This is a genomic window from Paenibacillus periandrae (assembly GCF_022458865.1).
GTDB classification, from domain to species: domain Bacteria; phylum Bacillota; class Bacilli; order Paenibacillales; family NBRC-103111; genus Paenibacillus_S; species Paenibacillus_S periandrae.
Window position 1 is genome coordinate 174,849 of the sequence record NZ_JAJNMU010000021.1, and the last position, 26,955, is coordinate 201,803.

12 protein-coding genes and 1 pseudogene are annotated in these 26,955 nt (G+C 40.6%); 10 read left to right on the forward strand and 3 right to left on the reverse strand.

Annotated elements, in window-relative coordinates; translation table 11 throughout:
* Positions 1-73: 73 nt before the first annotated feature.
* The 3 genes from LRL21_RS46960 to LRL21_RS31435 form a co-directional block, all read right to left on the reverse strand.
* The gene (locus tag LRL21_RS46960) at positions 74-304 is read right to left on the reverse strand and encodes a tyrosine-type recombinase/integrase (protein ID WP_420832509.1); all 231 of its coding nucleotides are present in this window, start codon (positions 302-304) and stop codon (positions 74-76) included.
* 448 nt (positions 305-752) lie between these two features.
* Positions 753-1,649 (reverse strand): hypothetical protein, encoded by an 897-nt coding sequence (locus LRL21_RS31430; RefSeq protein WP_240419714.1) that lies wholly within the window; start codon positions 1,647-1,649, stop codon positions 753-755.
* A gap of 762 nt (positions 1,650-2,411) precedes the next feature.
* Complete coding sequence (locus LRL21_RS31435; protein WP_240419716.1) at positions 2,412-3,644, reverse strand: hypothetical protein; 1,233 nt, start codon at positions 3,642-3,644, stop codon at positions 2,412-2,414.
* Positions 3,645-4,442: 798 nt separating this feature from the next.
* On the opposite strand from LRL21_RS31435, the gene LRL21_RS31440 reads away from it, so the two are divergent.
* The 10 genes and pseudogenes from LRL21_RS31440 to LRL21_RS47355 form a co-directional block, all read left to right on the forward strand.
* Positions 4,443-9,068, forward strand: a complete 4,626-nt coding sequence (locus LRL21_RS31440; protein WP_240419717.1) for a fibronectin type III domain-containing protein — start codon at positions 4,443-4,445, stop codon at positions 9,066-9,068.
* Positions 9,069-9,151: 83 nt separating this feature from the next.
* Complete coding sequence (locus tag LRL21_RS31445; protein WP_240419718.1) at positions 9,152-14,593, forward strand: S8 family serine peptidase; 5,442 nt, start codon at positions 9,152-9,154, stop codon at positions 14,591-14,593.
* Between the two features lie 15 nt (positions 14,594-14,608).
* A complete protein-coding gene (locus LRL21_RS31450; protein ID WP_240419719.1) occupies positions 14,609-15,367 on the forward strand; it encodes a tetratricopeptide repeat protein in 759 nt (252 codons plus the stop codon).
* Positions 15,368-15,651: 284 nt separating this feature from the next.
* Positions 15,652-15,912 carry an RHS repeat-associated core domain-containing protein gene (locus tag LRL21_RS31455; RefSeq protein ID WP_240419720.1) on the forward strand — a complete coding sequence of 87 codons (261 nt, stop codon included), beginning with the start codon at positions 15,652-15,654 and terminating at the stop codon, positions 15,910-15,912.
* Between the two features lie 701 nt (positions 15,913-16,613).
* On the forward strand, positions 16,614-17,510 hold the full coding sequence (locus LRL21_RS31460) for a hypothetical protein (protein WP_240419721.1): 897 nt from the start codon (positions 16,614-16,616) through the stop codon (positions 17,508-17,510).
* Positions 17,492-18,574 (forward strand): RHS repeat domain-containing protein, encoded by a 1,083-nt coding sequence (locus LRL21_RS31465; RefSeq protein WP_240419722.1) that lies wholly within the window; start codon positions 17,492-17,494, stop codon positions 18,572-18,574. The genes LRL21_RS31460 and LRL21_RS31465 overlap by 19 nt, the downstream gene beginning before the upstream one ends.
* Before the next feature lie 352 nt (positions 18,575-18,926).
* Positions 18,927-19,811, forward strand: a complete 885-nt coding sequence (locus LRL21_RS31470; protein ID WP_240419723.1) for a hypothetical protein — start codon at positions 18,927-18,929, stop codon at positions 19,809-19,811.
* Positions 19,808-25,285 carry an RHS repeat-associated core domain-containing protein gene (locus LRL21_RS31475; protein WP_240419724.1) on the forward strand — a complete coding sequence of 1,826 codons (5,478 nt, stop codon included), beginning with the start codon at positions 19,808-19,810 and terminating at the stop codon, positions 25,283-25,285. The genes LRL21_RS31470 and LRL21_RS31475 overlap by 4 nt, the downstream gene beginning before the upstream one ends.
* Positions 25,286-25,290: 5 nt before the next feature.
* A complete protein-coding gene (locus LRL21_RS31480) occupies positions 25,291-25,896 on the forward strand; it encodes an SMI1/KNR4 family protein (RefSeq protein ID WP_240419725.1) in 606 nt (201 codons plus the stop codon).
* 163 nt (positions 25,897-26,059) lie between these two features.
* Positions 26,060-26,311: pseudogene (locus tag LRL21_RS47355) on the forward strand (IS110 family transposase); the annotation flags it as partial.
* Positions 26,312-26,955: the final 644 nt, after the last annotated feature.

Genomic DNA, 26,955 nt, shown 5'->3' on the forward strand with positions numbered 1-26,955 from the left:
CCTGCCCAAATAACCACTGTCCGTGCTCCCATTGTTCTTAGGATAACAGAATCACTTTTTAAGATTGTATATATTAACTGTCAGCTCTAATGAATGATTCTCTGCGATCCTCGCTATAAATCATGGTTGTGTTCATATCTGAATACCCCAATTGCTCTTTAAGTTTGGCTAGGTCATTGTTTTCTTGATGATATTTTGTTGCAAAAGTATGACGTAATTTATGAATGGTAAGAGCCGGCTTTCCAAATGAATCAACATACCGTTCGAGCATTTTTTGTGCCGATCTAACTGTCAAACGACCCACAGTAACAGTCGGACAAGTAGGGAGCGAAAGGAAGAGCGCAGGCTGATTCTCTCCGATTTTTTATCGATTTTTACGAATATTAATATAAGACTGTAGTTCTTGTAAAATAATGTAGCTGATAGTAACTGCGTCTTTTTTATTTCTTTTACGAACCACTGATATTTTAGTCGATATCATCAAGATCAATTGAAAGGGCTTCAGATATCCTTAATCCAGAACCGAGAATTAAGCTAACTAATGCCAGATCCCGCTCATTATTTTTCAAATGCGAATTCAGTATGCGTTTATTTTCCTCACATACAGCTTGAAAACCTTCAGCAACGAAGAGGCGAAAGTCAAATATTTCATCATCACGAAATATTTAATCTTCAATTCGCGTGGCGTTTTCTTCAACAGTTAACTTTTCTTTTTCTGCTCCCATCTTTACCATTACGTTAAATACGGATAATTATTTCTTAACAAGGTTAACAGACTCTACTGAATCATTCTTTTTTTCGCCAAAGAAACGACTTTTGATAAAATCTGCAACTAATGCGATAGCTATTAAATCAAAAATTTTCGAAATTATTATATGACCAAATTGAATAAGTTTGAGCTCATGACTATACGAAATTTTCTTTACTATACTTGCGCTATATGTATTATCTGGCATAGGCATTGCATAGTGCAAAGAAAATGTAAAATAAAATGATTTAATTACACCAAAGATGCTATTTTCATATTGTGATTTGGAGTAATCGTATGGAACTGCAAAAGACTTATAAATAAACGCAAAAACGAAATCAGGTAGTATAACTAAAATGAAAATCGATATGCCAAATAGAAAGATTTCTAAGCTTCGAATTTCTTCTTTATTTTCTTTTAAACTTGTAAAAATTATGACTAATATTCTGAAAATAAAATATGTTGATACTATCATTATTGATAGTATCATAAAGAAATTAAGAAATTCCTTTCTTTTAAGAATTTCTATTATTGAATTTACAGGAAACAATGTAACTGCTAATTGTGTTACAACGAAAACTATTAAATACACACAAAAAGTTACTGCCATTAACCAAATTAGAACTTTTCCTAAAAGAACATACAGTTTTAACAGTAGCTCTTTTCTACGACTAACTACGATTCTTTCAAGATTACTACTACCGGTTATTGTATAAAACAATATAATAATTAAAACTCCTACGATAAATATGGTGGCATTAAATAAAACTAAATATTTTAGATAGAATGGGAATAACCCTAAAATTAATATTATTAAATATGGCATTTTTTCTTTCAGTTTTCTTTTTGCAATAACATAAATAAAATAATTTAATACAAAAACATATACAAGATAGATCATTTCATTCCTATTTGAAATATTTAAAGTTAATATTGTAGTATATACATAAGAAATGAAAAATGGGCTAAATATGAGATTCTTCAAGATATCACCTTGTTTCTGGGAAAAATCAGATTTCCTTATAATAACATGAAATACAAAATATTAAAATTAAATCCAAGAAATAGGTTGGGAAAATAAGACTCCTAGTTATTAGACATGAAGGTTCCATTTGTGGCGAAGTGTACGAAAAGCACATTGCATAACAGAAACTAATATGCTGGAAATCAGGCTCGGATCGCTCTTGAATAGTCTAGATAAACGTTTTGTTGCAATTATTAACCAAATGATCGCAGCGAGTTGGGGTTGTTGATGTGGGGGCTGGAACAGATCACGACAAGCTACATGAGCGATCACAAGTCGTGAAAGCGCATATGTTTGAGGTTGAAAGAGGACAAGAACATATCCATTTGAATCCGTAATTTGAGCGGATTTTTTAGTTTATTGATATAACTTCTTGTCTTTTAGAAAAGACAAGAAGTTATAGTGTTTTCCAATAATGGACACGAAGAAGATACCCTTCCCACAATTGCTAAACGATACAGATAAATGGTCTATTTAACATTATACAATACATCTCTATGTCCTCAAATTCGGCTTTCTTAACATGTTCATATCTGAACAATGAAGGTTGCCAAAAACCTTCAGGAACCAGGAACGCATAGATAATCTGGCTCTTCGATGCGGCTGAAGTCAATCGTCCTCCGACATCAACAAGCGTAATCATAACAGCACCTGCCATAATTGGCCTACAGGTTCATCTGTAGTAAGAAGTATGGCATCTTGTGACTCCACAGCCGGACCCGGCAAATGGTCTTCCGTCAGCATAAATGCCTTCAACCCGCTGACCGTCAAAGCCTGATCGCCGCCGCTCAGCAGCTTCGCCTCAATTGCTTCAATATCGTTCATGGTTGTGCCCTCCGGCAGCTTCACGGTCGTTGAGAACCATTCGTACGCCCCCTCGTAAACCGCCCGGAACTTCCCGATTCGGATATCGTCAAAGGAACTGGAATACACGGTCAGCGAGCCCTTCAATTTCACCCGGATATCGATACAGGGCGCTTTCTGCAGCGTCGGATCGGATGTCCGCTTCGACGTCTGCACATATAAATAATGACGCAGATCCGTTACCTGCCATGACTCCGAACCAGACCCGGCAGTCATCAGCTCGGACAATCGGCTGTGGCGCTCCATTTCCCAAGCCATCATCTGATACGTGAAAGGGAACGCATCCATAACCCGCTCTCGCGGCTCTGCAGCTGGATTCCAGTGATACACAGAAGCCAGAAGTAACCGGTAAGACGACGTTGGTACATCCGTGACCATCCCGTTAGTCGTCGCCGCCTGCATAACTGGGTGTCCGCCAAGTGCATAACCGCCGCGAAACTCCGTCGTAAGATGATGCGGTCCCTGGTAGGTCGCCGAAATCATTCGTCCGTCCCGATCCATCACAACCCGCAGCGTCCATTCAATGTCTGTCAGCCGCCCCCACTTGGACATCAGCATAGGGGCAGGCGTCCCCTCATCCTCATGGCTATAAATCACCTGGTACTCCAGCACGGTTTGCTCATCGCCGCGTTCAAGTGTATAGAACATAATTAATGGAGTATCGGTATAACAGCTTTCTGTTGGATGTCCGATATTCCGTCCGTACAGCAAAGGCGTGTAACGATATACGAGACCATGCTCGGAATCGCGGTCCACTAGGTTCACAACCACCGTCTTTACTGAAGCCATTCGGGCGTCCGGCGACGACTGCTCGTGAAACAGCAGCTCCGCCTCATACGATCCTGCCTCAAAAAAACCAAGCAACCGCGGATACTCCAGCCAACGATCACCGTAAAACAAGATGATATCCTGGTTGTATTCCCCGTTCAGCAAGACCTTGAGCATTACGGACTCCCTGCCCTCAAACCGCCAGTCCCCGTTGCAAGCCGCAGTCAGCGTAAATTCCATAAAACCTGCCTTCGACATATGAGTTTTAAAGGAGATTATAGAGGCATACAAGTATCACTATGGTCTCTGATGAGCTCAAGATCAGTATAGGAATGAGGAGGTGTATGGAGGAGAATTTGTATAATGAAGCTCGATACTGATAGACATGAGTCTGATAGCGAATAAAACCGAACAGAATTAGGTCGACTGAGTGGGCACCCCGCATCTGGTTGCTTCTATAAACGAAATGACAAGCCCTTAAGTGATACAACAGATTTATGAACTGATGAAGTTAATAGTGGGTGAGTGTACAGACTTTGGTTATCGTTCACGGTACTACTTATAAGACTCCACTATTTTCAAGAAGAAAGCGTACGGGCTACGAAAGCGGTTGCAGGTACTAAGGCCTCCGTACAAGCTATATTGAAGAACCCGAGAAGGTGTTCACTAACGGATAACCATGGCGGCTACCGGTCGTTTCTCCTGTTTGCGTCGGGAAGAGCATGAGGTCAGTGGAACTTATAAAGTCGCCATTCTTGCTGCGTCGACTGCTTGCCAATCTTTTTACTCAACCGCATTTTGAAGCAATAAGGAACAGAGCTACTTGTTCGTTACTGCCAATTTTCAAAACATCCATCTATTACGACATTATTCAACAAATGACGACAAATTATCCCATGGAAAACAAGTTTCTCGACAAGATAGAATAGAAAATGCTGGTTTAAAATTGAAAAGGAGGTAAAAACGATTTCCATTGATTACTTCATTACATCATTAAATTAAGACCTACTAAATCGTATAAAAGGAAGGAAGAATCGATTGAAGAGCAAATGGATTAAAGTGACATCGATTGTTTGTGCATTGGCAACATTGTTTTCAGGTAGTATCACCTCCCTGGCGAGTCCGATTATAGGCAACAACAATAGTCTCCAGAGTAAAGATCAATCCTCAGTAAATCAATCTGTGTATCAAACTGTTTATCAATCTCAACCTACATTACAGAAGTTCAGTTACTTGGTGACTCTAAAAGATGGGGTGGATACGGAAAGATTTTTAGGAAAAAAACAATACAAAAATCAAAAAATCAAGAAATCAAATGAGTCTAGGACGATTGGAATAGAATTGAATTCCAATGATGTGGAAGACCTTAGTAAGGACTTGGATGTAGCTATTATTGAGAAAAATCCCCTACTAAAAATACCTTTAATTTCTCCATTAAGGAACGCTCATTCAGATGCTGAGCAATTGAAGACTGATAAGCAAATAACACCATGGGGTATTCATGCAATCGGTGCCGATCTTGCTATTGAAAAGAAATTTGAGGGCAGTAACATAAAAGTAGCCTTGTTAGACACAGGTATTGGGTCTCATCTTGATTTAAATGTAAAAGGCGGTATTTCATTCGTAGAAAATAATCGATCCTACGTGGATGATAACGGCCATGGTACACAAGTAGCAGGAACATTAGCTGCAGTGAACAATCATTTTGGAGTTGTAGGAACGGCATCAAAAGTAGATCTATATGCTGTAAAAGTACTTGATAGTAGCGGAGTAGGCGATTATGCACAAGTTATTCAGGGAATCGATTGGGCTATTCAAAATAAAATGAACATCATATCCATGAGCTTTGGTGGCAGTGAAGACAGTAAAGCTCTCCATCAAGCTATCAAGCGTGCAATTGATAAAGGAATATTAGTCATAGCTGCTGCCGGGAATAACGGTTCAAGTACAGAGAATCCATTATATCCGGCACGTTTCTCTGAAGTCATATCGGTTGGTGCCGTAGATAAGAACCTTCAAAAGGCCTGGTTCTCCAGTACAGGAGAGAAGATCGATATAGTGGCTCCAGGTACTGATATTTTAAGTACTTCTATGGATGGTCAATATAGTGTTATGTCGGGCACTTCAATGGCTGTACCACATGTAACAGGTTCTGCAGCTGCACTATGGTCTGTTCATCAAAAATGGAATAACAGTGATGTTAAAAACAAGTTAATAGAGACGGCTACCAATTTAGGAGATGTACGTTCTTACGGTCATGGTTTAGTAAACATGGCTAGAGCTTTAAATCTAATCGAGGGTCCTGTACCATCGAATACTCGAATTCCGTCAAAAAATGTACTGGATAAAAGTCGGGTTGAAACGGATAAAACCTTGCTTGGCCTTGGGAATCGACTTCTTTATCTAAGTGAAAAAGCCTACAAACAAAATAATATGGAGTTGTTCAAAACATTGACTACAAGCTATTATGATCTACTCCAAAAAAATGTTTCTCTTCATAAGTCAAATAGCAGTAATGGGGTTTCAAATGCTACGATAACAGAATCCGTTTATGGGGTGGTATACAATTCATCTGAAAAAAATGAGTATGATCAATTAATACAAGAGTATGAGGCGGTCATCAGTCAAATTGATCGTAAACCTCAACGAAGAATGAGCATTACTGCACAATCGATTACATATCCGGCTATAGGATTGGATACACCTTTTTTACAGGACAACAACGTTGGAACTAATTTCGAATTTACGCCTCCATCAACAGGTGTATATCAATTTATTTTGGAACCCATAGATAAAGAGAGCAGTATGGATATTACCTGTGATATGGTGACCCCACAAGGAGATTGGGTTTATCATGATTATAGTTATAACCATAATAAAACAATTGTAACGGTAAGTCTTGAGGGAGGCATTACGTACCCTATTGAAATAATGACAAACATGTCAGATCCAAGATCACTCGTAACTGTAAGTAAAAAGCCAATTATTGATTTGAATCTACCTATCGATGTCTCATTACCAGAAGGACAGTTTACTGTTTTTAAATTTACACCTACACAATCATTTGATTATACCTTTAAAACGATTGGATACGGTGGCTTTAGTCCATATGGAAGCGATTCTCTGATTGGGTTGTATACCGATGCGAATTTATCTAACCTAATTACTGCTAGTGAAATGGAGTTATCCTATTTTTTAAATACGGGAGTTACGTATTATATTAAACTGGCCCCTTTAAATATGGATGAAATAGTGCACACAAGAATACAAATTGTATCCAATAGTAATAATGTGCTTTTAGTAGATGCACCCACAGATGTAGATAAACAAGGTACAGATACTTGGATATTAAATTTTATTCCGCCCACGACAGGAAACTATAATATAGCTACGGATTACTTTGGTGGTATAGTGACGGATAGAACCCCACCATATACAGTAGTCAGTGTGTATGATGAGACATTATTCGAGCTGTTTGGGTGGGGTTATGGGAGTGTGAATGATTTACATTTAGATGGTGGGCGAAGTTATTATGTGAAAATAAAAGTCTATACGCCACAGGTAAAAGTAAGGGTTGCGGTAACTCTAAAAGATACAGCTGTTGACGAAGTGCAACCCAATACAGCAATAGATGTTATGAAACCGTATCAAGTAGTGGCCCATTACAAATTTACTCCTGGTACCTCGGGAAAGTATGTATTCTGGACTTCATCGTATGGGGATCAAGGAAGCGAAAATGATACGATTCTTGAGATCTATAGTAACCCGACGTCTTCAAACTTATTGGCCACCAATGACAACTACAATAATACCCGTTTTTCTCGGGTTGAAGTGGACTTACATGCATCGACCCCGTATTATGTCTCGTTGAGATCTTATGAGGCACTACAAGCAAGGTTTATGGTTGCTGCATTAGGTGATTCATTAAAACCAACCAATTTAACCACAATGAAAATAGATAATACCAGTTTACTATTAAGTTGGAAAGCGGCGTTGAATAAAGGGAATGTAAGTAATTACAATATTTACAACGGGGCGTCACTGATCGGAAGTGTGGGCGACAGCACGACCACGTACATTGTTACAGGCTTGAACACGAACACGAATTATAGTTTTACGGTAGAAGCAAAGGATACGACAGGGAATTTATCGGTTGTAAGCAATGCAGTCAGTGCAATTATAGACACGCAACCACCGACAGTACCGAGTCATGTGGTCGTTAGCGGTACAACAGGAAGTTCGGTAACACTGACATGGACAGCTTCTACGGATAACGTGGGAGTGAGCGGCTATGATATTTACAACGGAGCAGCACTGGTTGGAAGTGTGAACGGCATCGTGAGCACTTACATGATAACAGGTTTGTCTGGGAATATGAGTTATAGCTTCACAGTAAAAGCGAAGGATGCTGCAGGTAATATATCGGCAGCTAGCGATGCAATCAGTGTCTATGTTGATAACCAACCGCCGAGTGTACCAACTAACTTGATTTTAGCAAGCAATACTAGGGACAGTGCGAGCATCACGTGGACAGCATCCACGGATAACGTCGGGGTCACAGGCTACGATGTATACGTAAACGGCCAAGCTGTAGTTACGAATCATAACGCAACCAGCTACACAGTGACTGAATTAGCTGCTAATACCGCCAACAGCATTATCGTGAAAGCCCGGGATGCCGCAGGCAATGTATCGGCAGCAAGCAATGCAGTCAGTGTCTATATCGATACGCAAGCACCGACAGCGCCAACAGGTGTGACCGTTAGCAGTTTGATAAAAAACACGGTAACACTGACATGGACAGCTTCTACGGATAACGTGGGAGTCATTGGCTACCAGATCTACAGCGGACCAATACTCGTAGGAGTCGTATACGGCAGCACGACTATCTTCACAATCACAGGTTTGTTCGAGAATATGACTTATAGTTTCATGATAAGAGCGCTGGATGTGGCAGGAAATATATCCGAAGCAAGCAACCAGGTAACGGCATTTACCGATGTACAGCCACCGACAAGTCCAACCAATCTGACGGTAACCAACAAAACAGCCACTAGTATTAGTTTTATATGGACAGCTTCAACAGATAATGTGGGTGTCAAAGGTTATGATGTGTATGTGAACGGCCAGGCTGTGGTCACGAATCTTAACGCAACCAACTATATAGTTACTGGATTAGCTGCCAATACCGCCTACAGCATTACCGTGAAAGCCTGGGATGCCGCAGGCAATGTATCAGCAGCCAGTAATCCATTGAGCGTCTATCTCGATACAAAAGCACCGAGTGTCCCAACTAACGTCACCTTAACCAGCCGTACGGTCAATAGTGCGAGTATCACATGGACAGCATCAACAGATAATGTAGGAGTAACGGGTTATGATGTGTATGTGAACGGTCAAGCAGTCGTTACCCAACATGGTGCTACCAGCTATACAGTGAATGGCTTAGCTGCCAACACGACATATAGTATCACAGTGAAAGCAAGGGATGCAGCAGGTAATGTATCGGAAGCCAGCAAAGCGATCAAAGTATTTTGGATTACCTCTCCCCATTATGTTTACGATGTTAATGGCCGATTGGACTATATCCAAATGCCATCTGGCCAAATTATCGATTACCAGTACGATAACAATGGAAATATGACTAAAGTCGTATTACCGTAATTCCATGAAAGAATGTTTCCAAGACGCATCAATAAAACGATCCAAATCCATTGTATGAACCGATAATGATCCCGGAGGTAATTATGTTTAAGAAGCTCACAGCCATATCGCTTGTATTCCTTATTGTATTCAGCCTGACCACACCTTTGCTAGCCGCCCCCAACCCATCCTTTGAAAAAGATGAGGAAATCGGCTATATTGTCAAATTCAAAGACGGCTCCAAAGGCAACACGACATTACGTACGATGAGCAAAAAGACAGAGAAGGCGTTCAGTCGTTTGAATGCCCATGCAGCCGTTCGTTTAAAAAAAGCGGACCTTCAAAAGCTCCAGCAGGATCCCAATGTGGAGTATGTGGAACGGGACAGCTATGTCCAGAAATCGGCTGACCTTGTCACGCCTAACCTGACTCAAATTCATGTACCAGCTGTTACCGACAGCGTATATAGCAGCGTCTACTCGGGCAAAGGCGTCAAAATCGCGATTCTGGATACCGGAATCGCGGCGAATCATACCGATCTTCGGGTGACTGGTGGCGCAACTTTCGTTCCGAATGAGACCAGCTATTCGGATACAAATGGACATGGTACCCATGTTGCCGGTATTATCGGCGCGCTGCGCAACGGTCAAGGATTGGTTGGGATTGCACCTGAAGCCGATCTGTATGCGGTGAAAGTACTTGACGTGAACGGTGGCGGTCGTTACAGCTGGGTGATCGCAGGTCTGGAATGGGCAATTGACAACCACATGGACATCGTCACCCTAAGTTTCGCCGGCGAAGAGCATTCCGCCGCATTAAAAGAAGCGATGCAGTTGGCCGCTGCCAATGGGATTCTGCTCATCGCGGCAACCGGCAACGATGGAAAATCATCCGTTTCCTATCCAGCCAAATTCAGTACGGCCATGGCCGTCGGAGCTGTTGACGGCAATAATCAGGTGGCCTCTTTCTCCAACCGGGGACCGGAAGTGGAACTTGTCGCTCCCGGCGTTAACATAACAGGACTTTCCTTAACCGGCAGTAACGCGGTGGCTAGTGGAACGTCGGCTTCCGTTGCCCACGTGGCTGGTGTGGCTGCTTTGTTGAAGCAAAAAGCACCGACAGCAACGGCTGTAAGTCTGCGTCAAACACTGAAAGAAAGTACCCTTACCTTAGGTGAAAAGTCCGTGTATGGGTACGGACTGGTTGATGCCCAACAAGCCCTAAGCCGACCGATTTCCACAACACCTGCAGATCATGAACCCACCAACCCGAATCCGTCCCTTCCGGGACCGGGGCAGATTGTAGAAGATCTCTCCATGCGTGATTTCGCTCAACGCCTGCCGATCCCGGATGCAGATGGCTTGGTCCACGTGGCTGCTGTAGGCGAATCATCGGAGGAGATTAAGACGAATGAAGCGCCGTTTAAACTGAATATGGGCAATGAAATCGTGTCTACACTAACGGGCGGCTTGACGCTGCGGGAGACCGATTTGGTGCTGCCCGGGCGCAATGGACAATCCTTTGCCTTAACCCGTGTGTATGACAGCAACCAAGCCCAATATTTGAAATATGCGAAAAACGCGGTTGATGCGCCTACGATTGATTCCAAATACCGGATCGGAACCGGTTGGTTCTGGGATCTCCCTTCGCTATCCCGTTTGATCAATAATTATAATGTCTATATCCCAGGAAAAGGTTCCTTCGAGTACTATGATGGATTCACCATTCTGAAGGGAAATCCTTGGAATGATGTCACCGTAAGTACGGAGAGAGACGATAGTTTTGGGCTTATCACCCTTACGTTACATTTGTTAGATGGCACCCAGTATTTGTTCAATGCCAACCACCAATTGATCAAAATCATGGATGCTTACCAAAACACGATCTCCTTTACGTATGGAGGGAATGGGCTGCTTTCCAAAATCACCGGGTCGGCAGGTAGCGAGATCGTGATTACGTACCATGAGAATAGCGTCGTGCTCACACAGGGAACTAAAACCGTGACGTACACAACGGAAAATCGCTATGTGTATGAAAATAATGAAACGTACATGTCGAAGAAAAAGATCTTAACAGGCGTAACGGATGCGAACAACCGCCAGACGACGTATGCTTACCAAATCAAGGATCCGACGTGGAGAAATGCGCCGTATCCGTACGCTTTATTAAATCGCGTTACCTATCCGACAACGGCTACAAGCGAATATACATATGATGCTGAACCCGTCATCCGGTATTACGGTAAAGCGCAGACGGGCGGATACCGGGTTCTCGCCCGTGAAGATCGGATGAAGAATGAGCAAAACGTGGTAGAAATCAAAAATAAAAAAACATTCCATTATGTGGGCGATTTAAACGCCGATGCCGATTCTACCAACACCGAATTTTCGATGACGATAGCGGACGATTTAACAAGCACCACGTTTTACAATCGTAGACTCTGGGTCTGGGATGAGGGATTGTCCTATTATCCGTACACGTACAGGAAAGTCGAAAGTGGAGATGGTCTGATTCGCACGACCGACTCTACGTATGACGAAGTGCGGAAATTGCCGGTACCGAGCAGTGTCTCTACGAAAACCAAAAAAACCAGCACCCAGCTGGAATCGGATGTGAGCACGGTGGATTACACCTACGACATCTATGGGAACAAGTTAACGGAAACCAATGCCCTGAGGGTGACGACTGAATATGGATATGATCCGACGTCCCACTTGCTCAAAAGCATCACGCAACCGGTTCGTGCGGGGCTGAGCCTGTACAAAGAGCTGACGAGAAATGCCAAGCATACGGTCACACAGGAAGTGATCAAGGAAAATAATGCCTACGGCAGCGTCTTACAAAAGACGGAGTATGAGATCGATGGGTACGGGAACCCGGTCCAGATCAAAATCCTGGATGACGGGGGTCGTCAAAACATCACCCAACTGGAGTACAGCACCGATTATAACGGTGCGTTTCCGACCAAGGAAACCCAAACGGTGACCGATGCAGATGGAATCCCCTCCACGATCAGCCGGACCTTCACGTATGACCCGATTACGGGTAACCTCAAAACCGTGAAGAATGGGGCGGGGAACACGACAATCATGGACTATGATCCTTTGAATCGGATAACGCGTATTCAGTTTGCCGATACCTTGGCGAAAACCGCAACCTACAACGATCTCACCAATGAGATGACGGTAACCGATGAGACGGGCGTGACTTCCAAGATTCGCTGGAACCCGTTGGGGGAGCGAATTGAAGAAGGGATCCTGGACGGAACGTATCAAGTCAAAATGAAATATGGCAACGATAGCTACGGCCGCCAAATATGGTCCGAAGATGCGGCAAGCAAACGTACACAGGTAACTTATGATGCCTGGAACCGCCCGATCAGGACGACGTACCCCGATGCCTTGCAGACCGTGATGTCCTACGATGATATCGCCCGGACACAAACCACAGTAGATCCCGAAGGCTCTGGGGTAAAAACAACGACGGACAAGCTGGGGCGTGTAGAGAAGAAAGAGGAAGTCAAGAATGGCAGCTTGTTCCCACTGGAACGGATGGAATACGGCTATCTCACTACCCCGCTTAGTCATTGGGACGCCAAAGGGAATTTGACGAAGTATGGTTATGATGCGTTAAGCCGCTTGAAACAGGTCACGCAGGCGAATAATGAAGTCACCTCGTACGCCTATACGTTGGCGGGGATGTTGAAAGAAGTTCAATATGCCGACGGGAATAAGCTGATCAAGCAATATGATGAACGGGGACGAATGATCCTGAAAAAGGACCCCTTGCAGCAAGAGGAAAAGCTCTATTACAATGGGAACGACCAGCTAGCCAAAAAGGTCGATCGTAAGGGACAAGTGACTCAGTATGCGTACAACAATCGAAATCGGCTGATCACAAGAACAAGCCCGGGTGAGACGGTGGGCTTCGACTACGATGGAGCCGGACGGCGAACGGTCATGAGCGACCTGACCGGCACGACCCGATACAACTACAAAGCAACAACCGGTGAATTGCAGAAGGTGACCTCACCAGATGGACGGTACATCGCGTATGAGTATGATCAGCTTGGGTTACGGAAATCGATGACGGATCATTTCGGTTACGTGAGTTATTATCACTATGACAATCGCAACCGACTGGACGTTGTGGGGCCAACAACGGATATGAACAATTACGATGCCGCATATACGTATAAGGGAAACAACCTGCTGAGCAGAGCAAAATTACGTAATGGAAATAAGAGCGAGTATGCGTATGATGGATTGAAGCTGAACACCTTGCTGCATAAGAAAGCAGACGAAACGGTCATCAATAGCTATAGCTATGGGTATGATGCGAATGGGAATATGACGAGCAAAGTGGAGAATGGAGTTCCTTATTCCTTTGGCTATGATAAGTTGGACCGCATTGAGACCTCTAGCCAGTACAACGAATCGTATACGTATAATAACCGCGGCAACCGAGCGACGATGCAGAGCGATTACGCCCCGATCATTGAGAATGTGGATTATAGCTATGATGCCTCAGATCGGCTCACGCAAGTGGCTCCAGCAGGAAACGCCGCGGTTACGTACCGGTATAACGGAGATGGGCAACTGTATGAGCGTACGGAAAATGGCATCACCACACGTTACTACTATGACAGTGGAAACTTAATCGCCGAAGGGAATGTGTCTGGTGGAGTTGCCTCGCTAAAAGCGCGATATATCCGGGGGAATGGGTTAGCCGCCCGCGCGGCAGCAGATGGAAGCCAAGCGTACTATTTGTCCAATGGGCATGGGGACATCGTGGAACTGAGAGATGCGACAGGCAACACCCGCTTGAACCAGTATGCGTATGATATTTGGGGGAATCAGACACTCGCTACCGAACAAGTGGCCAATCCATTTCGCTACAGCGGCGAGTTTTGGGATAACAGCACCCACTTGCAATACTTACGTGCGCGATGGTACGATCCGAGCATAGGAAGGTTTATGAATCAGGATACGTATGAAGGGGATATTAGCAATCCACTGAGTTTGAATCTTTATACGTATGGTCATAATAACCCGTTGAGGTACTGGGACCCAAGTGGACATAGCGTAATGTCAAGAGCAATTGGAGGGATGAGAGCAGGTGTGGGTGCCGTTGGTGGACCAAGTTCTAATCCATATACAAATCCAAGTTCACCAATTTCTGCGGCTTCTGTTTCTGCTACGAGAAGTGATTCATCCGACCATGAGAATTTTTTGAACGCAAGAATGGAATCTGAAATGCAAGAGCTAACGGAAATGGATAGAACGAGACAAAATGCGGATAGTTCAGTTATACTAAGCAATTGGTGGGAAGATGAGGGTGCATTAGATAAAATTGATGATCAAAATAATAATGATAGGCTTCGTGGAAGAGATGCAAAAAAAAGAGAAGCGAAACAAATAAAAGATAAATTCGGAGACAGAACCAAACGTGAAGAACAGTCCAAAGACTTACATAAGGACAAGGAAGGTGGAAGTAACGATGATAACAAAAGTTGGAATGAGCTTGACGAATATATTGATAAATAAAGAAGGTAATAGAAAATGAAATTGTACGTTGAGGCTGAAAGATTATACACAGAAGGTAAGTATATTGATTCAATTGAATTATTTTTGCAAGCATTCAAACAAAAAGAAGAACCAAACTCTTGTCTTAACTATTTAGGATGCTGTTATCTTGCTTTAGGTAATTACTTATTAGCCAAGGATTATTTTGAAAAAGTAATCAATATAGCTCCAGATTGGGAACGCCCTATATTTAATTTGGGAAGAGTTTATTTAAAATTAAATGATCTTAAGAATGCATTGGAATGTTTTCAAAAAGCTGAAGTTATTAATTCTGATAATGAAGATGTATATTTCTATCTTGGATTGTACTATCAAAATGAAAAAAATTACCCACAAGCATTATTGCACTATAAAAAATCATTAAGTATTAATTTTGATCAGAGTGAAGTTCACTTGAATATTGGCTTAATCTTCATGCATTTAGATGATCCAGATTCTGCATTACACGAATTTAATATCGCATTAGGACTAGATCACAATTCTACCGAGGCTATGTGGAACAAATCATTGGCATTACTTAAATTAAAAAGAATTGAACAAGCAATCGAATCTTTAGAGGAAGCGTACAAACTCAATCCAAATGATGTTGAAATCGTTTATGAATTAGTAAAGATAAACTTTATATCAAAAAAGTATGAACAAGCAAAAATATGGGCAGCTAAAGTTCTGGCGATTGATCCCAATTTCGAGAGCATTAATATTGTAATGCAAAAGATTATTTCAAAAATTGGATAAATTTAATTTAATAATATGACAAGGTCATTTGACGACATGTACAGGGTAACGAGTTCTGTAGTCTGATGAAACGGGCTGGCTACTCGCAGGACAACAGACGGAAGCCAAGCGTACTTGTCAAAATCGACATGGGGACGTAACTAAGGGATGCAGCAGGCAAAACACGCTTGGACGAGTATGCGTCTTATCTGGGGGGGAATACGACAGTCTGCACCAATAAGTAGCCAATCCATTTCGTTATAGCGGCGAGGTATGGGACAGTGGTGCCCACTTGCAATGCCTGCGTGCGTAAAGTACGTCCGAGTATAGGGAGGTTTCTGAATCACGATACGTATGAAGGGGATATAAAAAGTCCGCTGAGTTTGAACCAATACACGTATGGACATAACAACCCCAATAAGTTCGGTGACCCCTCAGGTCATATTGTCGATACCATCGCTGATGTTGTATTTATCGCTTACGATGTTTATGTATTAGCAACCGATCCGAGTTGGGAAAATGCGTCATATATTGTAACTATTTCCAGATCCTTCGTATTAGCCTAATAGCTGTAGCTCGTTGTGCCGGTTGGGTCCTTCATGCTGGTCCGGCGACCTGCTGTATCGTACGTAACCCTCATCAATAAGTGATTCAAGTAATATAAAAGGTTTTTAGAATTTAATGACATAAATGCTATTTTCCAAAAGACCACGGATCGTGTGAAGGCTGCGCCTATCCATGACAATTTAATATCCGCAGAAGACCGCTCATTCTAACTTGTTAGGACAGCGGTCTTCTTTTATGGATAATTTCTTGAAGTTTGTAACTCTTAGAGTCAAAGAATCCAATCCTATATGGAAAGTAATGTAATATCGTGAATTTTGGTTAAAAATGTTAACTGGTCCCCTCAAATACTATATAAAGTGGAGGGTATATATGACTAGCGACATGTTTTCGTACACACATATGTGTAAGGTGTGACGCTACACAGCGGTTGTCGAACCCTCTAATTTTAGATATTAAAGAAAATAACTCAATATTTACAATAAAAATACAATATTCGACAAAATTCAGCCTTGCTCAATTTTAAGGTAAATACTACATTGTTAAAGTGATTTGAGGTATTGATCGATTAAAAATACGTATAAAGGGGGAAAGAAAATAATTTAACAAACAACATACTCGTAAATACCAAAATCGAAATCACTTTAATTTTGAAAAATTGCAAAATCAATTCAAACTACAAACAAATAAGCGGAGGAATGACATGCTCGTAAAAAAAATACTATCTTGTGTTACCATTCTCATATTTCTTACAACCACTTTTACTTCGTGGGGTATGATACACGCAACCGAAGGTACACAAGTGGCGGCATTAGCCTCAAATGAAGGTGTAACAAATAATGTATACAAAGAGTTAAAGGACAATAACCGAAAGAAAATAAAGGAATTACCCGAAAAGAGAACAAAGTTCAGTAAAACATTTTTGAATGATGACAACACGTTGACTGTTGTTAAATCTACCTATGCCCAACACCACCAAAATTCTGGTGGTGAATGGGTAGGTGTAAACAATAAAATAAAACAAATAACAAATAAAACGTATGGTAATGTACTCACTGATGAGACATCTATTGTTTTCCAAAAGGAATCTGCAATCACAACTATATCAGATAAACAATATTCGATAAGATACGAGCCTGTTTCTAACCAATCCGTGATTGGTAATGTGTATGAAAATATGATTGATTACACGAACGTTTGGTATGATACTGTATTAAGATACCGCCTTCAAAACGATTCTTTGAAGATGGACCTATTGTTAGAGACAAAAGAAGCCCCAAAAAAATTTAATTTTAAAATTGAATCTAAAGGCTTAACGCCTATCAAAAACGTGAACGGGACTATTGTATTCATTAATGAAAACCAAGAAGTAATGTATGTTATCCCCAGAATGTGGGTAAAAGACTCTGCCAGTGATCAACTACGTTTTGATAAACTAACGACAAATGTAATAAAGAATAGTTCCTCTTACTTGTTAGAAATCATACTTGATGATACTAATCTCCAATATCCACTTTTAATTGACCCCACCACGATTTCTAAAAAAACCTTGAATATGATAATGGTTCAAACACAATTTATATGGACACGGATGATATAAATATTGTAAATATTACAGAGTTGAAGGTGTCAAATTATTCTCATCATGAAGATTATTTGTCTCATAGTGAAATTTCCTATAACGTCCCCTCACAAGTTTTTTTGACCCGACAAGAGTACGGTAATTTTGTAGATTATTCAGACGTTAATCCGGTTCAGGATGGTAAGAATGTTATCTGGGTAGCACAGACTACCACGTTTGATGGGTTTCAGAACTATTCAATTATTAATAATTCGACCCTTTCAAATCTCTTTGGTGCTAATGGAAGATTTTACGGAATTGTTTTCTATCAAGAAGAATTTTACAATTATGATAATGATTTCACCGTCGAGATCAGATACACCTCTGGACCAGCAAATCCGAGTAATTTACAAGCAAGTGTAGATCGACAAATATACAGTGTCATTTTGACATGGGATCCAGTCAACAATCCGAATTTAATAAATGAATATCAGGTATTTTCAAATGATAACCTCATACGCAGTACAATTTTAAATAGGATAGTGATCTATGATCTTCCAAACACTAAGGATCAGTACACATTTAAAGTAAAATCTTTGCTTAAAGATGGTACGGTCTCTGCCTCTACAAATTCGTTAACTGTTGATCTTTTTGATGTATCTGCACCGAGTAATTTAACAATAGGAATAGCTCCTGGAGGAATTGTTTTCATGAATTGGGTACCTGCAGAAGAGCCAGGAATGGTTGGTTCTTATTTATTGTATGTTAATGGTCAAAATAGAGATGCATTTCCAAGAAATATAAACAGTTTACAATTTAATATATTAGACAGAATAACAGATGCAGGTATGAATAAATTTGATATATTAGCAGACAAGCAGTACAAATTTAAGATAAAAACAATACGGCCTGATGGTAGTGAATCAAGATTTACAAACGAAGTAGAAATTCTACCTTCAAGGCCAGTGAAATTCACAGGGAAATTTAATTTTAACTATGATTTATCAGGTCGTTTGAGTAAGATTACTCATGCTTCTACAGGAATAGTAATAAAAACCTATCAGTATGATAATAACGGAAATCTAATGACCAAAACTAATTAATATCTCAACTTCTCCACTCAATTCGGGGAATAAAACCGATATTGAGTGTGACCGAAAATATGTATGTGTCGAAATCGAAGCACAAGCGAAGAGCTTCATGGGGGCGCGTGTATATGCTTCTAGGGATTTTTCAGGAGGCAGAACTGGGATTTTACAAATGAAGGGATTGGCTACCTCTACGACCAGGCAGGTAGATGGATGGCGGTGCAGGAGGCAACGGGAACAACCATATCAACCGATAACCAAACAATTAGCGAGCTTGACCTACCCGGATGGGAAAACGATAGTGTATAAATATGATAATCGCTATGACCGGAAACAAATGAGGAAAAAAATATCTAAGGAGATTGCAATGAGAAAATATAAAAAACTACTCGTTATTTCGCTTATCGCTGGACTGATCTATTCCAGTTTCTCACCACTTTCTATTGGTTTTGCACAAGAAGTTGTTAAGGCAATCGGCGAAATGCAATTAGGAAGTAAGCCCACTAGTGACAATAGCCAGAAAATAACCCCCATCAACATGGAACCACCTAAAGAAGAAATCATTGAAACAAAAACCGTAGCAAGTGAATTGTTGTCTTCCAGTACTTTGGTTAAATCAGATCCGGCAAAAGCCAAAAACCGCTTGAGTACTGTGGGGGAAGCACAAGACAAATATCGATATACATCCAAGGATATTCAAGAACTATTTCAACAAGGCTTTACGATCGATGACTTATTGAAATCAGATGAACTGGGGAATACATGGGGGATCGCTCCCCGTGATCTTTTAAAAATGAAAAAAGAAAAACAGTTGAACTGGGAACAAATTGAGGATAATTTATCAAAGGAAAAACTAAGCTCTACTTTGCAGAAATACACCAGTAAATTTTCCAAGGAAATACAGCAACTCGATTCCGAGCATGTACCGATTTCCGATCAAATTGCGATTCTAGATTTGGTGGATAAGGGTCGCGCACCCTCATTTCCAATTGTTTTGGAAGCTTACAAAAGTAGCGGTATGAAATCTATTGAGGGCTATTTAATAGAAGATAAATACTATAATGTAATTCCCAAAGACGATTTGGACAAGCTTGGATTGACCGAAGAGGACGTTCAAGGTCTGAACTCAGATGATTTAAAACGAATTGAACAAAGAACGAAAGAGAATGGAATTGATTTGCAACTATTCTTTGAAAACAATAGGAAGTCAAGAGCAAAAGATCAATCCGAATCTAAGGAGGTAAAGCCGTGAGATCGTTTTTGACTATCTTTCGTACCTGGCTGCTATGCCTTCTCGTATTCGCAGTATCATCCCAAACAACACAAGCCGAGGTGAGTGTAAATGATCTCCATGGCGTACTGAATGGTATTGTTGGCCCAGCGAGCATTAATGAAACGAATAAAGCACAAACATTAGATCGTCAAAACGTTGCTGAATCCATTGATTCTCAAAGTGGTTCTTTAACATTAAAAGCAAACGATTTAACTCTTCCCGGCAAGGACGGAATGGACTTCTCCATTATGCGTGTGTACCAATCATCAGCTGCTGAATATGGGGAAAAGAAAGCTACGTTTGAGGATAATGTGTCAACGTGCTCATACAAACAATATCTGTATAGCATCTATTATACGAATGTGAATGGCAGTACAGGTAATACAGGCTCATATTTGACTTACGCACTTGCTTTAGCGGTTTCCAATCAATTTATACAAAATAATCCACAGGTGGCGCATGCATCGGTTGGCCTCGGGGGAGGGTTCTATTGTAAGCAACTAATCAATACAACAGAACCAACCAGCTATGCACGTTCCAAATACGATTTAGGTGCAGGGTGGTCATTCGCTTTTCCATCCGTCGAAATTCACGACGATGAGTTGACTGGTGAGAAAAATTATTATCTTCACGAAGAGGGTGGCAACGTCCACGGGATCAGCTACTCAATGGAGTATAATGTGTATTCAATTTTAGGCAATCCCGAAAACACTGGAGAATTTAGAGAGGATGCCTCTTATTCTAACGGACAAAGCTCATCCAAGTTTGTGTTTGTTAAACACGGAATTCAGCGCACTTATTTTTCCAATGATGGACGCGTATTAGGTATCAAAGATTTACTCGGAAATGAGATTAAGTATGTTTATTCCGATAGAGTGATTAACGGAAAAGCGTACCCATTTATTCAGCAAGTGATTGACTCGGTAGGTAGAGTGATTACCTTTACCTATGATAACAATATTAATGCCAGCTCATTCTCAGGTGATAAGCTGACGGTTACTGTGAACTACCCTAATAATCCAAAAAGCTATGTAATTCAATACACAAAAATGAGAGATTCCGTAAATGGACGTTACGAACCATTCTTATGGTCGGTGACACACGCTTACGGAACTAGCGATGCAACTAGCATTTTCTACAATTACTCAACACAAATGACACAGTTTAATTTCAACAATAAAAGTATAGGTGCGGGTGGAACTGCAACCATTCCTTTGAAGTTGTTAACTTCAGTGAATTATCCGCATTCAAGTACTTTTTACCATTACCAAGAAACGTACCGAAACTTGGGATCAAGTGGAATCTACAAACCCTTTAAAGTCAACCAACGCTATGATAAAAAAATGAAGGCTGGTGATACTCCAAATAATGGCCGAGGTCATATAGTTCAGCATACCGTGGCTTCTTCAGAGCATGAATATGGCAGTGATGATCCTTATTACGATTATGCTGATTATGCTACGGATAACAACGTTAACACCAGTTGGGTAAGCAGAAATAACGATTATACCGGTTGGATTTACGTTGATCTGGGCGAAGCCAAACTCGTACGAAGCGTGATATTAACATGGTCAAGCCCACGGGCCCCGACGTATGACTTGCAATATTCCAATGATGCAGTAAATTGGACAACGATCAAGCGGATTCAAAACAGTAAAGATTCGTTCGTTGATGTAGCCAATATGGAAGTCAATGCTAGGTATATTCGCATGCAGGGCGTAAATACAGGTCCCTATCGTTCTACAGCAAATTACAATTTTGACGGGTATGCTTTGGCAGAATTTGAAGTGTACGGGGACGTGTCCACTCAAAATTTGGTAGGCTACAACTATGTAGGCGATTATACAGGTTATCCAACTTATAAAAGTATTTCTGAAGCTCCTAATACGTATCGTTACAGCTCGGAAGCTTATGATACTGGCACTCATATTAAAAAGACCAGTACGTTTAATTCACTGCTGCAGCCCATTGAAATTAAAAATGAAGCGCGTAATGGTGAACAATCTTTGAAGTCTACTTTAAGCTTTACATGGAATTATAACCAAAGTATGTGGTTACCACTACGAACCGAGATAGCTCAAAAGGCATCTGACGGTACGTCCACAGAAAAACAGTATGTTGATCAAAAGTATAATAACTGGGGGGGATTAGAAAGTGTTTCTAGACCTTTAACTCTCTCACAAATTAATGATGAAGCAACCAAGCAAAATTACACAACGAATTATGAATACAATTCAAACTTTAAATTACCAATCCAAAAACAGTGGAAACAATCACCTACTGTAACATTAAGAGAAAGTACCACTTATGACGCCTATGGCCGCGTTCAGAGCACAACCAATGCAAACGATGAGGTCACTACGCATAATTACAGCAGTACGACAGAAGGCAATCAAGCGGAAACAACCATATCCCTGGAAGATGGAAAAACAGCCCGTATCATAACGGTGTTCGGTACCGATTATAATCGTGCTTACCCAACGAAAACAAAAGCTTATTACACAAATGAGAACGGAGGTACGACTGAGGCTGTCACAACAAAAGCCTTCGATATCATACGCGGTCAAGTTACCCATGTAACAGATGCCAAAGGGCAAACCAGTCAGTACCAGTACGATAATCTGGGTCGAGAAACATCTGTTCAACTACCTGATTTCACAGGGAATGATGGAATTAAATATGCAACCAAGCAAGTGACTTCGTATATACCCAATCAGATTTCCAATTCCTTTGACATTACGAATCAAAATTATTTGTCGACGAAGGTGGAAAGTTATACACAGGTCACCAATATAAACACGAACGAAAAGGGATTCTATATTAACAGATTAGGTTTTTATGATGGATCCGGTAACTTAATGTTGCAACAGTTCTACGACTACAACCGAGGTGCCTGGATTAATGAAATGCAGCTTCATTATGATGGCGGAGGCCGTCCCATCTATGAGGGTCGACCAACGGACAACAACAATGTAATGAGTCTCATAACCTCAGTGAATTATGATGCATGGGGTGTACCTCAGATTACAGATTATTATGGTAATCTTTACAAAACAGATACAGACATTATTCAGCGAAAAACAACCAGTTACATGATTCCGCAGGCTAACCTAACTGCATTTAATGCGAATCCATCTAATCTTGGATATCGAGAGAATGTCTTGGTGGTGAACAAGGATCAGTGGGGGCGGCCGATAAATCGGAGTGGTTACCCAAGTTGGCCTTCCCAGTCAGATGTCATCACGGAATCCTATAGTTATGATAGCGCTAATAATTTGACTGGGTATACGGATCCGAAAACAAATATAACAGGTTATGCGTATGATAAACTAAATCGTTTGTCCGCTGTGACTAAAGGACCCGAAACGACAGCGTATAGCTACACACGTTTAGGCAATTTGAAAAACATCAAGCAAACGGATGGATCACAAATATGGAATACATCTAAGCAATATGATGAGATGGGCCGTTTGATTGGAAAAACGGATCCTGCATCACAAACGGAACAGATTGTAGCAAATGAACTAGGTCAAGTAACTAAGAGCAAAGATTTGAATCAAGTGTGGTTTACAAATCTTTATGATCAATTAGGTCGTAACAAGTCTTTATCTGCTGGTAATAACGAGCGAATAACTTTTTATGGGATGGAACCTTTCGGGCCCAAACGAGCGGAATACAAGATTGGTGGGGGAATTGCGGCATCTGCAGGTTATACTTATTATGCATCAGGACTGACCGCTACAACCACTACGGGATATGATAGCGAGGGTTTAAGTAACACCGTAGGTTACCTTTATAATTTGTCTAACCGTGTAACTCAGGTTCAACAACCTGGCAACTTTTTCACTCGATTCAAATATGATCGTAATCGTGTTGAAAAAGTTCAAACGAATGGTAGTTCAAATGATAATACAGGTGATAACAGCCAATATGCAAATTATGAGTATACTGCAACAGGCCAATTAAAAACCGTAACCTATCCGCGGCTAAACGATGGTTCTTTCTTAAAAACAAATTACAGTTACGACAAACTGAATCGGCTACTTTCGTTAACAAATTCGAAAAATGGGGAAACATTGTCCCAATATAGCTATACTTATGATAATAATAGTAACATAACTCGTGTAACCGATGAGACGGGTGCAACAACATATGGCTACGATAACCAGAATCGACTAACTGAAGTGCATCGACCTAATGGAAAAAGTGTAACTTACTCGTACGATGTTCGTGGGAATCGTCAGGTAGTAGCAGATGATAATTTGCTAGTAGGTTTGAATGAAGCAAATTATACCTACGATGTATGGAACCAATTGCAGCAATACCAAACCGGTAGTGCCAGCTCAAGTTTTCAATATGGAACTGATGGGCTTCGCATCAAGAAATTGTCACCTACCGAAACAATTCGTTACACCTATAATAGTTCTGGTAAAGTAATTACAGAATCCGATGCAGGCAATACAGTCAAAGCTGATTACGTTTGGGGCCCTGATAAGTTACTAGCAAAGAATGATCGTACAGACGGCCAACAATATTATTACTTATACAATGGCCATGGTGACGTAGTCCAAATTACAGATCGAAACGGAAAAGTCCAGAACTCCTATCAATATGATGAATGGGGGAATATACAAAATCAGAAGGAGGTAGTAAGAAACACCTTTAAATATGCTGGTGAGCAGTATGATTCGGATACAGGTCTTTACTACCTGCGTGCCAGATATTATGATCCTACTGTGGGACGATTTATTAATAAGGATACGTATGAAGGGGATATAAAGAACCCGCTTAGTTTGAATTTATATACGTATGTTGGGAATAACCCTTTAACTCGCATAGACCCGAGTGGACATGACTGGTTAAATGCTGTTTCAGGTTTTCTAGATTCTTTCGTAGATAGTTACAGTTTTGGACTATGGAGCAAGGCTTGGGGTAAAGTTGATGAAGCCCGAGGAATAGAGAGCTACGATTCAGACCGTGCTGTCGGACAGGAATTTTATAATAATTATATGGTACCTCAAAGTCAAGAAGAAGAAATTTTATTGATGGTACTGGGTAGTGGCATAAAAACCAGAATGCCAAAGAATGGTGGTTATTGGGAAGGAACACGTGGAAATGGTAAATGGTATTCTGATAAAGCAGATGTTAAAGAAATAATTGGTGATGCTGGTGTCGATTTTGTTAATGGACGACCTAATTTCTCTCCTTGGTCAAGACTTGATATTACATTCGAAAGTGGTAAACTTAATGGAACCAAGGACGATTTTGATTTGGTATATAAGGAACTTAAAGACATTCTTGGGTTAGAGAATAAAACTAAGGCACAACAGTGGCTTTCAGACAATGAGCTGACGCCACATCATCTTGATGATAAAACAATCCAATTAATTCCTTCAAAACTTCATGGTAATATACCACATATTGGTTCAGCATCTGATTTAAGAGGGAGGTAACTAAATTGAAGGGTAAATTTAAAGACATTGAAAATAGATTAAAAGAGCTGGGGATTACAAGTAGATTTGGTGCTTTTCCTAAAGAACTAATTATAAAGATTGAACAAAAATATAATATTAAACTGCCAATCGATTACTCGGAATTTCTTATGGAGTTTGGAACTGTAAACATTGATCATGAGATATGTTTTCCATTGCTGAATAAATATCCATCTGCAAGATCAGATGGTACTGAAGGAATTGTCAACTTTTACGGGTTTCAAGAAGGGGAAAGTAATTTGTTTAAAATTATTGACCGTTATATTGGGCGTATGCCAACGACTTTGATCCCGATAGCTGAGAGTCCGGGTGGAGATCAACTATGTATAGGAGTAGGTGAAGAAACCTGGGGGAAAATTTATTATTGGGATCATGAGCAAGAGCGTATGCACCCATCTATTCAAGAGTTGTGGGATAATGTTTATCTAACCGCTCATTCGTTTACTGATTTTATTTTGAGCTTTAAAGTGCGACTCGAAGTGGAATCGGAAAGTCCTAAAGTTGTATCAATAAAAATGAGTGATGAGTTTTTAAAATTAATGAAAAAGACTAAAAATAATCAGTCTGAATAACTTAATAGCAAGACATTTGTATTCAACCACAATCATCTCGTATTGTGGTTTTCTTTTTGCCTATTGCCGCGCTAAGGACAACATGAAAACGTGAATAGGTTGCCCGCGGCGGCTAAAGTGAGATAGGGAATACCTTCTTTTCTTTAATGCTGTGTTAAATCATAAGCAGGGTAACAGGGAAGTGCATGACATTATTAAGGTTTTAGCTATTCGGCAGATTGCGGTTACGCAAACGAAGAAAGAACCCCGAAACCCTTATTTCCACGCTTACTATGAACAGAATATGGCGGCAGGAAAGACGAAGCAACAGGCGATTGTCTGAATCATGAGGAAGCTGGTAAATGTTATTCATTACCTGATGTGGGCAAAGGCGGCATACATAATTCCAGAAGTATCCATGTCCCAAGCTGGATGATACTAAAATCGGGCGGCGTTGCTTCTTGGGTCAATGCTTCACATTAAGCTATGTGATTCATTCGAAGAGAAGCGATACACAAGCAACGGAACTATACATTAAACAAGGGAAAAGTGTTCTAGTGGCTGGTGTACACAAAAGGATTTGAAATAAGAAAGTATACATTTGACCATCGGACTTTCAGAAATGACAACAGCCCATGATCAGGATAAACAATGGTATTTCAAGGAAATTACAAGGCCATGAAAGAAGGGTGGAGAAAGCATCAAAAAGGAATTAGAAGATGCCGGTTATTTTGTGCACACGGATTTAGATATTGCTTTTGAACCATTTGATAAATATTGTGCCAAAAGACGTAAACATCTAGTAGGTTGGATGTACATGTACCATGATCGTTACGGCATTCATTATTATAAGCATTCTTGTACTCGTGAGTATTTTGAAATTTCACTTAGTGGTATGAGAGCAGATTCTCTTATATTTCATACTTATAGATGGTTAAGAGGTAAACTGCTATGATAACTATTTAACGCTAATAGTGAAATTACACATCTGTCCAATAAGGGTTTTATCTTTTATGATTATATAGTATTATGAATGGTATAAAACAATATATTTTGAGCGGAAGACGCGATATCACCTCT

Excerpts from the sequence above, each read along its gene's own strand:
- LRL21_RS31435 (WP_240419716.1), bottom strand. The coding sequence starts at position 3,644 with ATGGAATTTACGCTGACTGCGGCTTGCAACGGGGACTGGCGGTTTGAG.
- LRL21_RS31465 (WP_240419722.1), top strand. The coding sequence starts at position 17,492 with ATGGACACGGATGATATAAATATTGTAAATATTACAGAGTTGAAGGTG.
- LRL21_RS31450 (WP_240419719.1), top strand. The coding sequence starts at position 14,609 with ATGAAATTGTACGTTGAGGCTGAAAGATTATACACAGAAGGTAAGTAT.
- LRL21_RS31430 (WP_240419714.1), bottom strand. The coding sequence starts at position 1,649 with ATGATCTATCTTGTATATGTTTTTGTATTAAATTATTTTATTTATGTT.
- LRL21_RS31470 (WP_240419723.1), top strand. The coding sequence starts at position 18,927 with ATGAGAAAATATAAAAAACTACTCGTTATTTCGCTTATCGCTGGACTG.
- LRL21_RS31460 (WP_240419721.1), top strand. The coding sequence starts at position 16,614 with ATGCTCGTAAAAAAAATACTATCTTGTGTTACCATTCTCATATTTCTT.
- LRL21_RS31445 (WP_240419718.1), top strand. The coding sequence starts at position 9,152 with ATGTTTAAGAAGCTCACAGCCATATCGCTTGTATTCCTTATTGTATTC.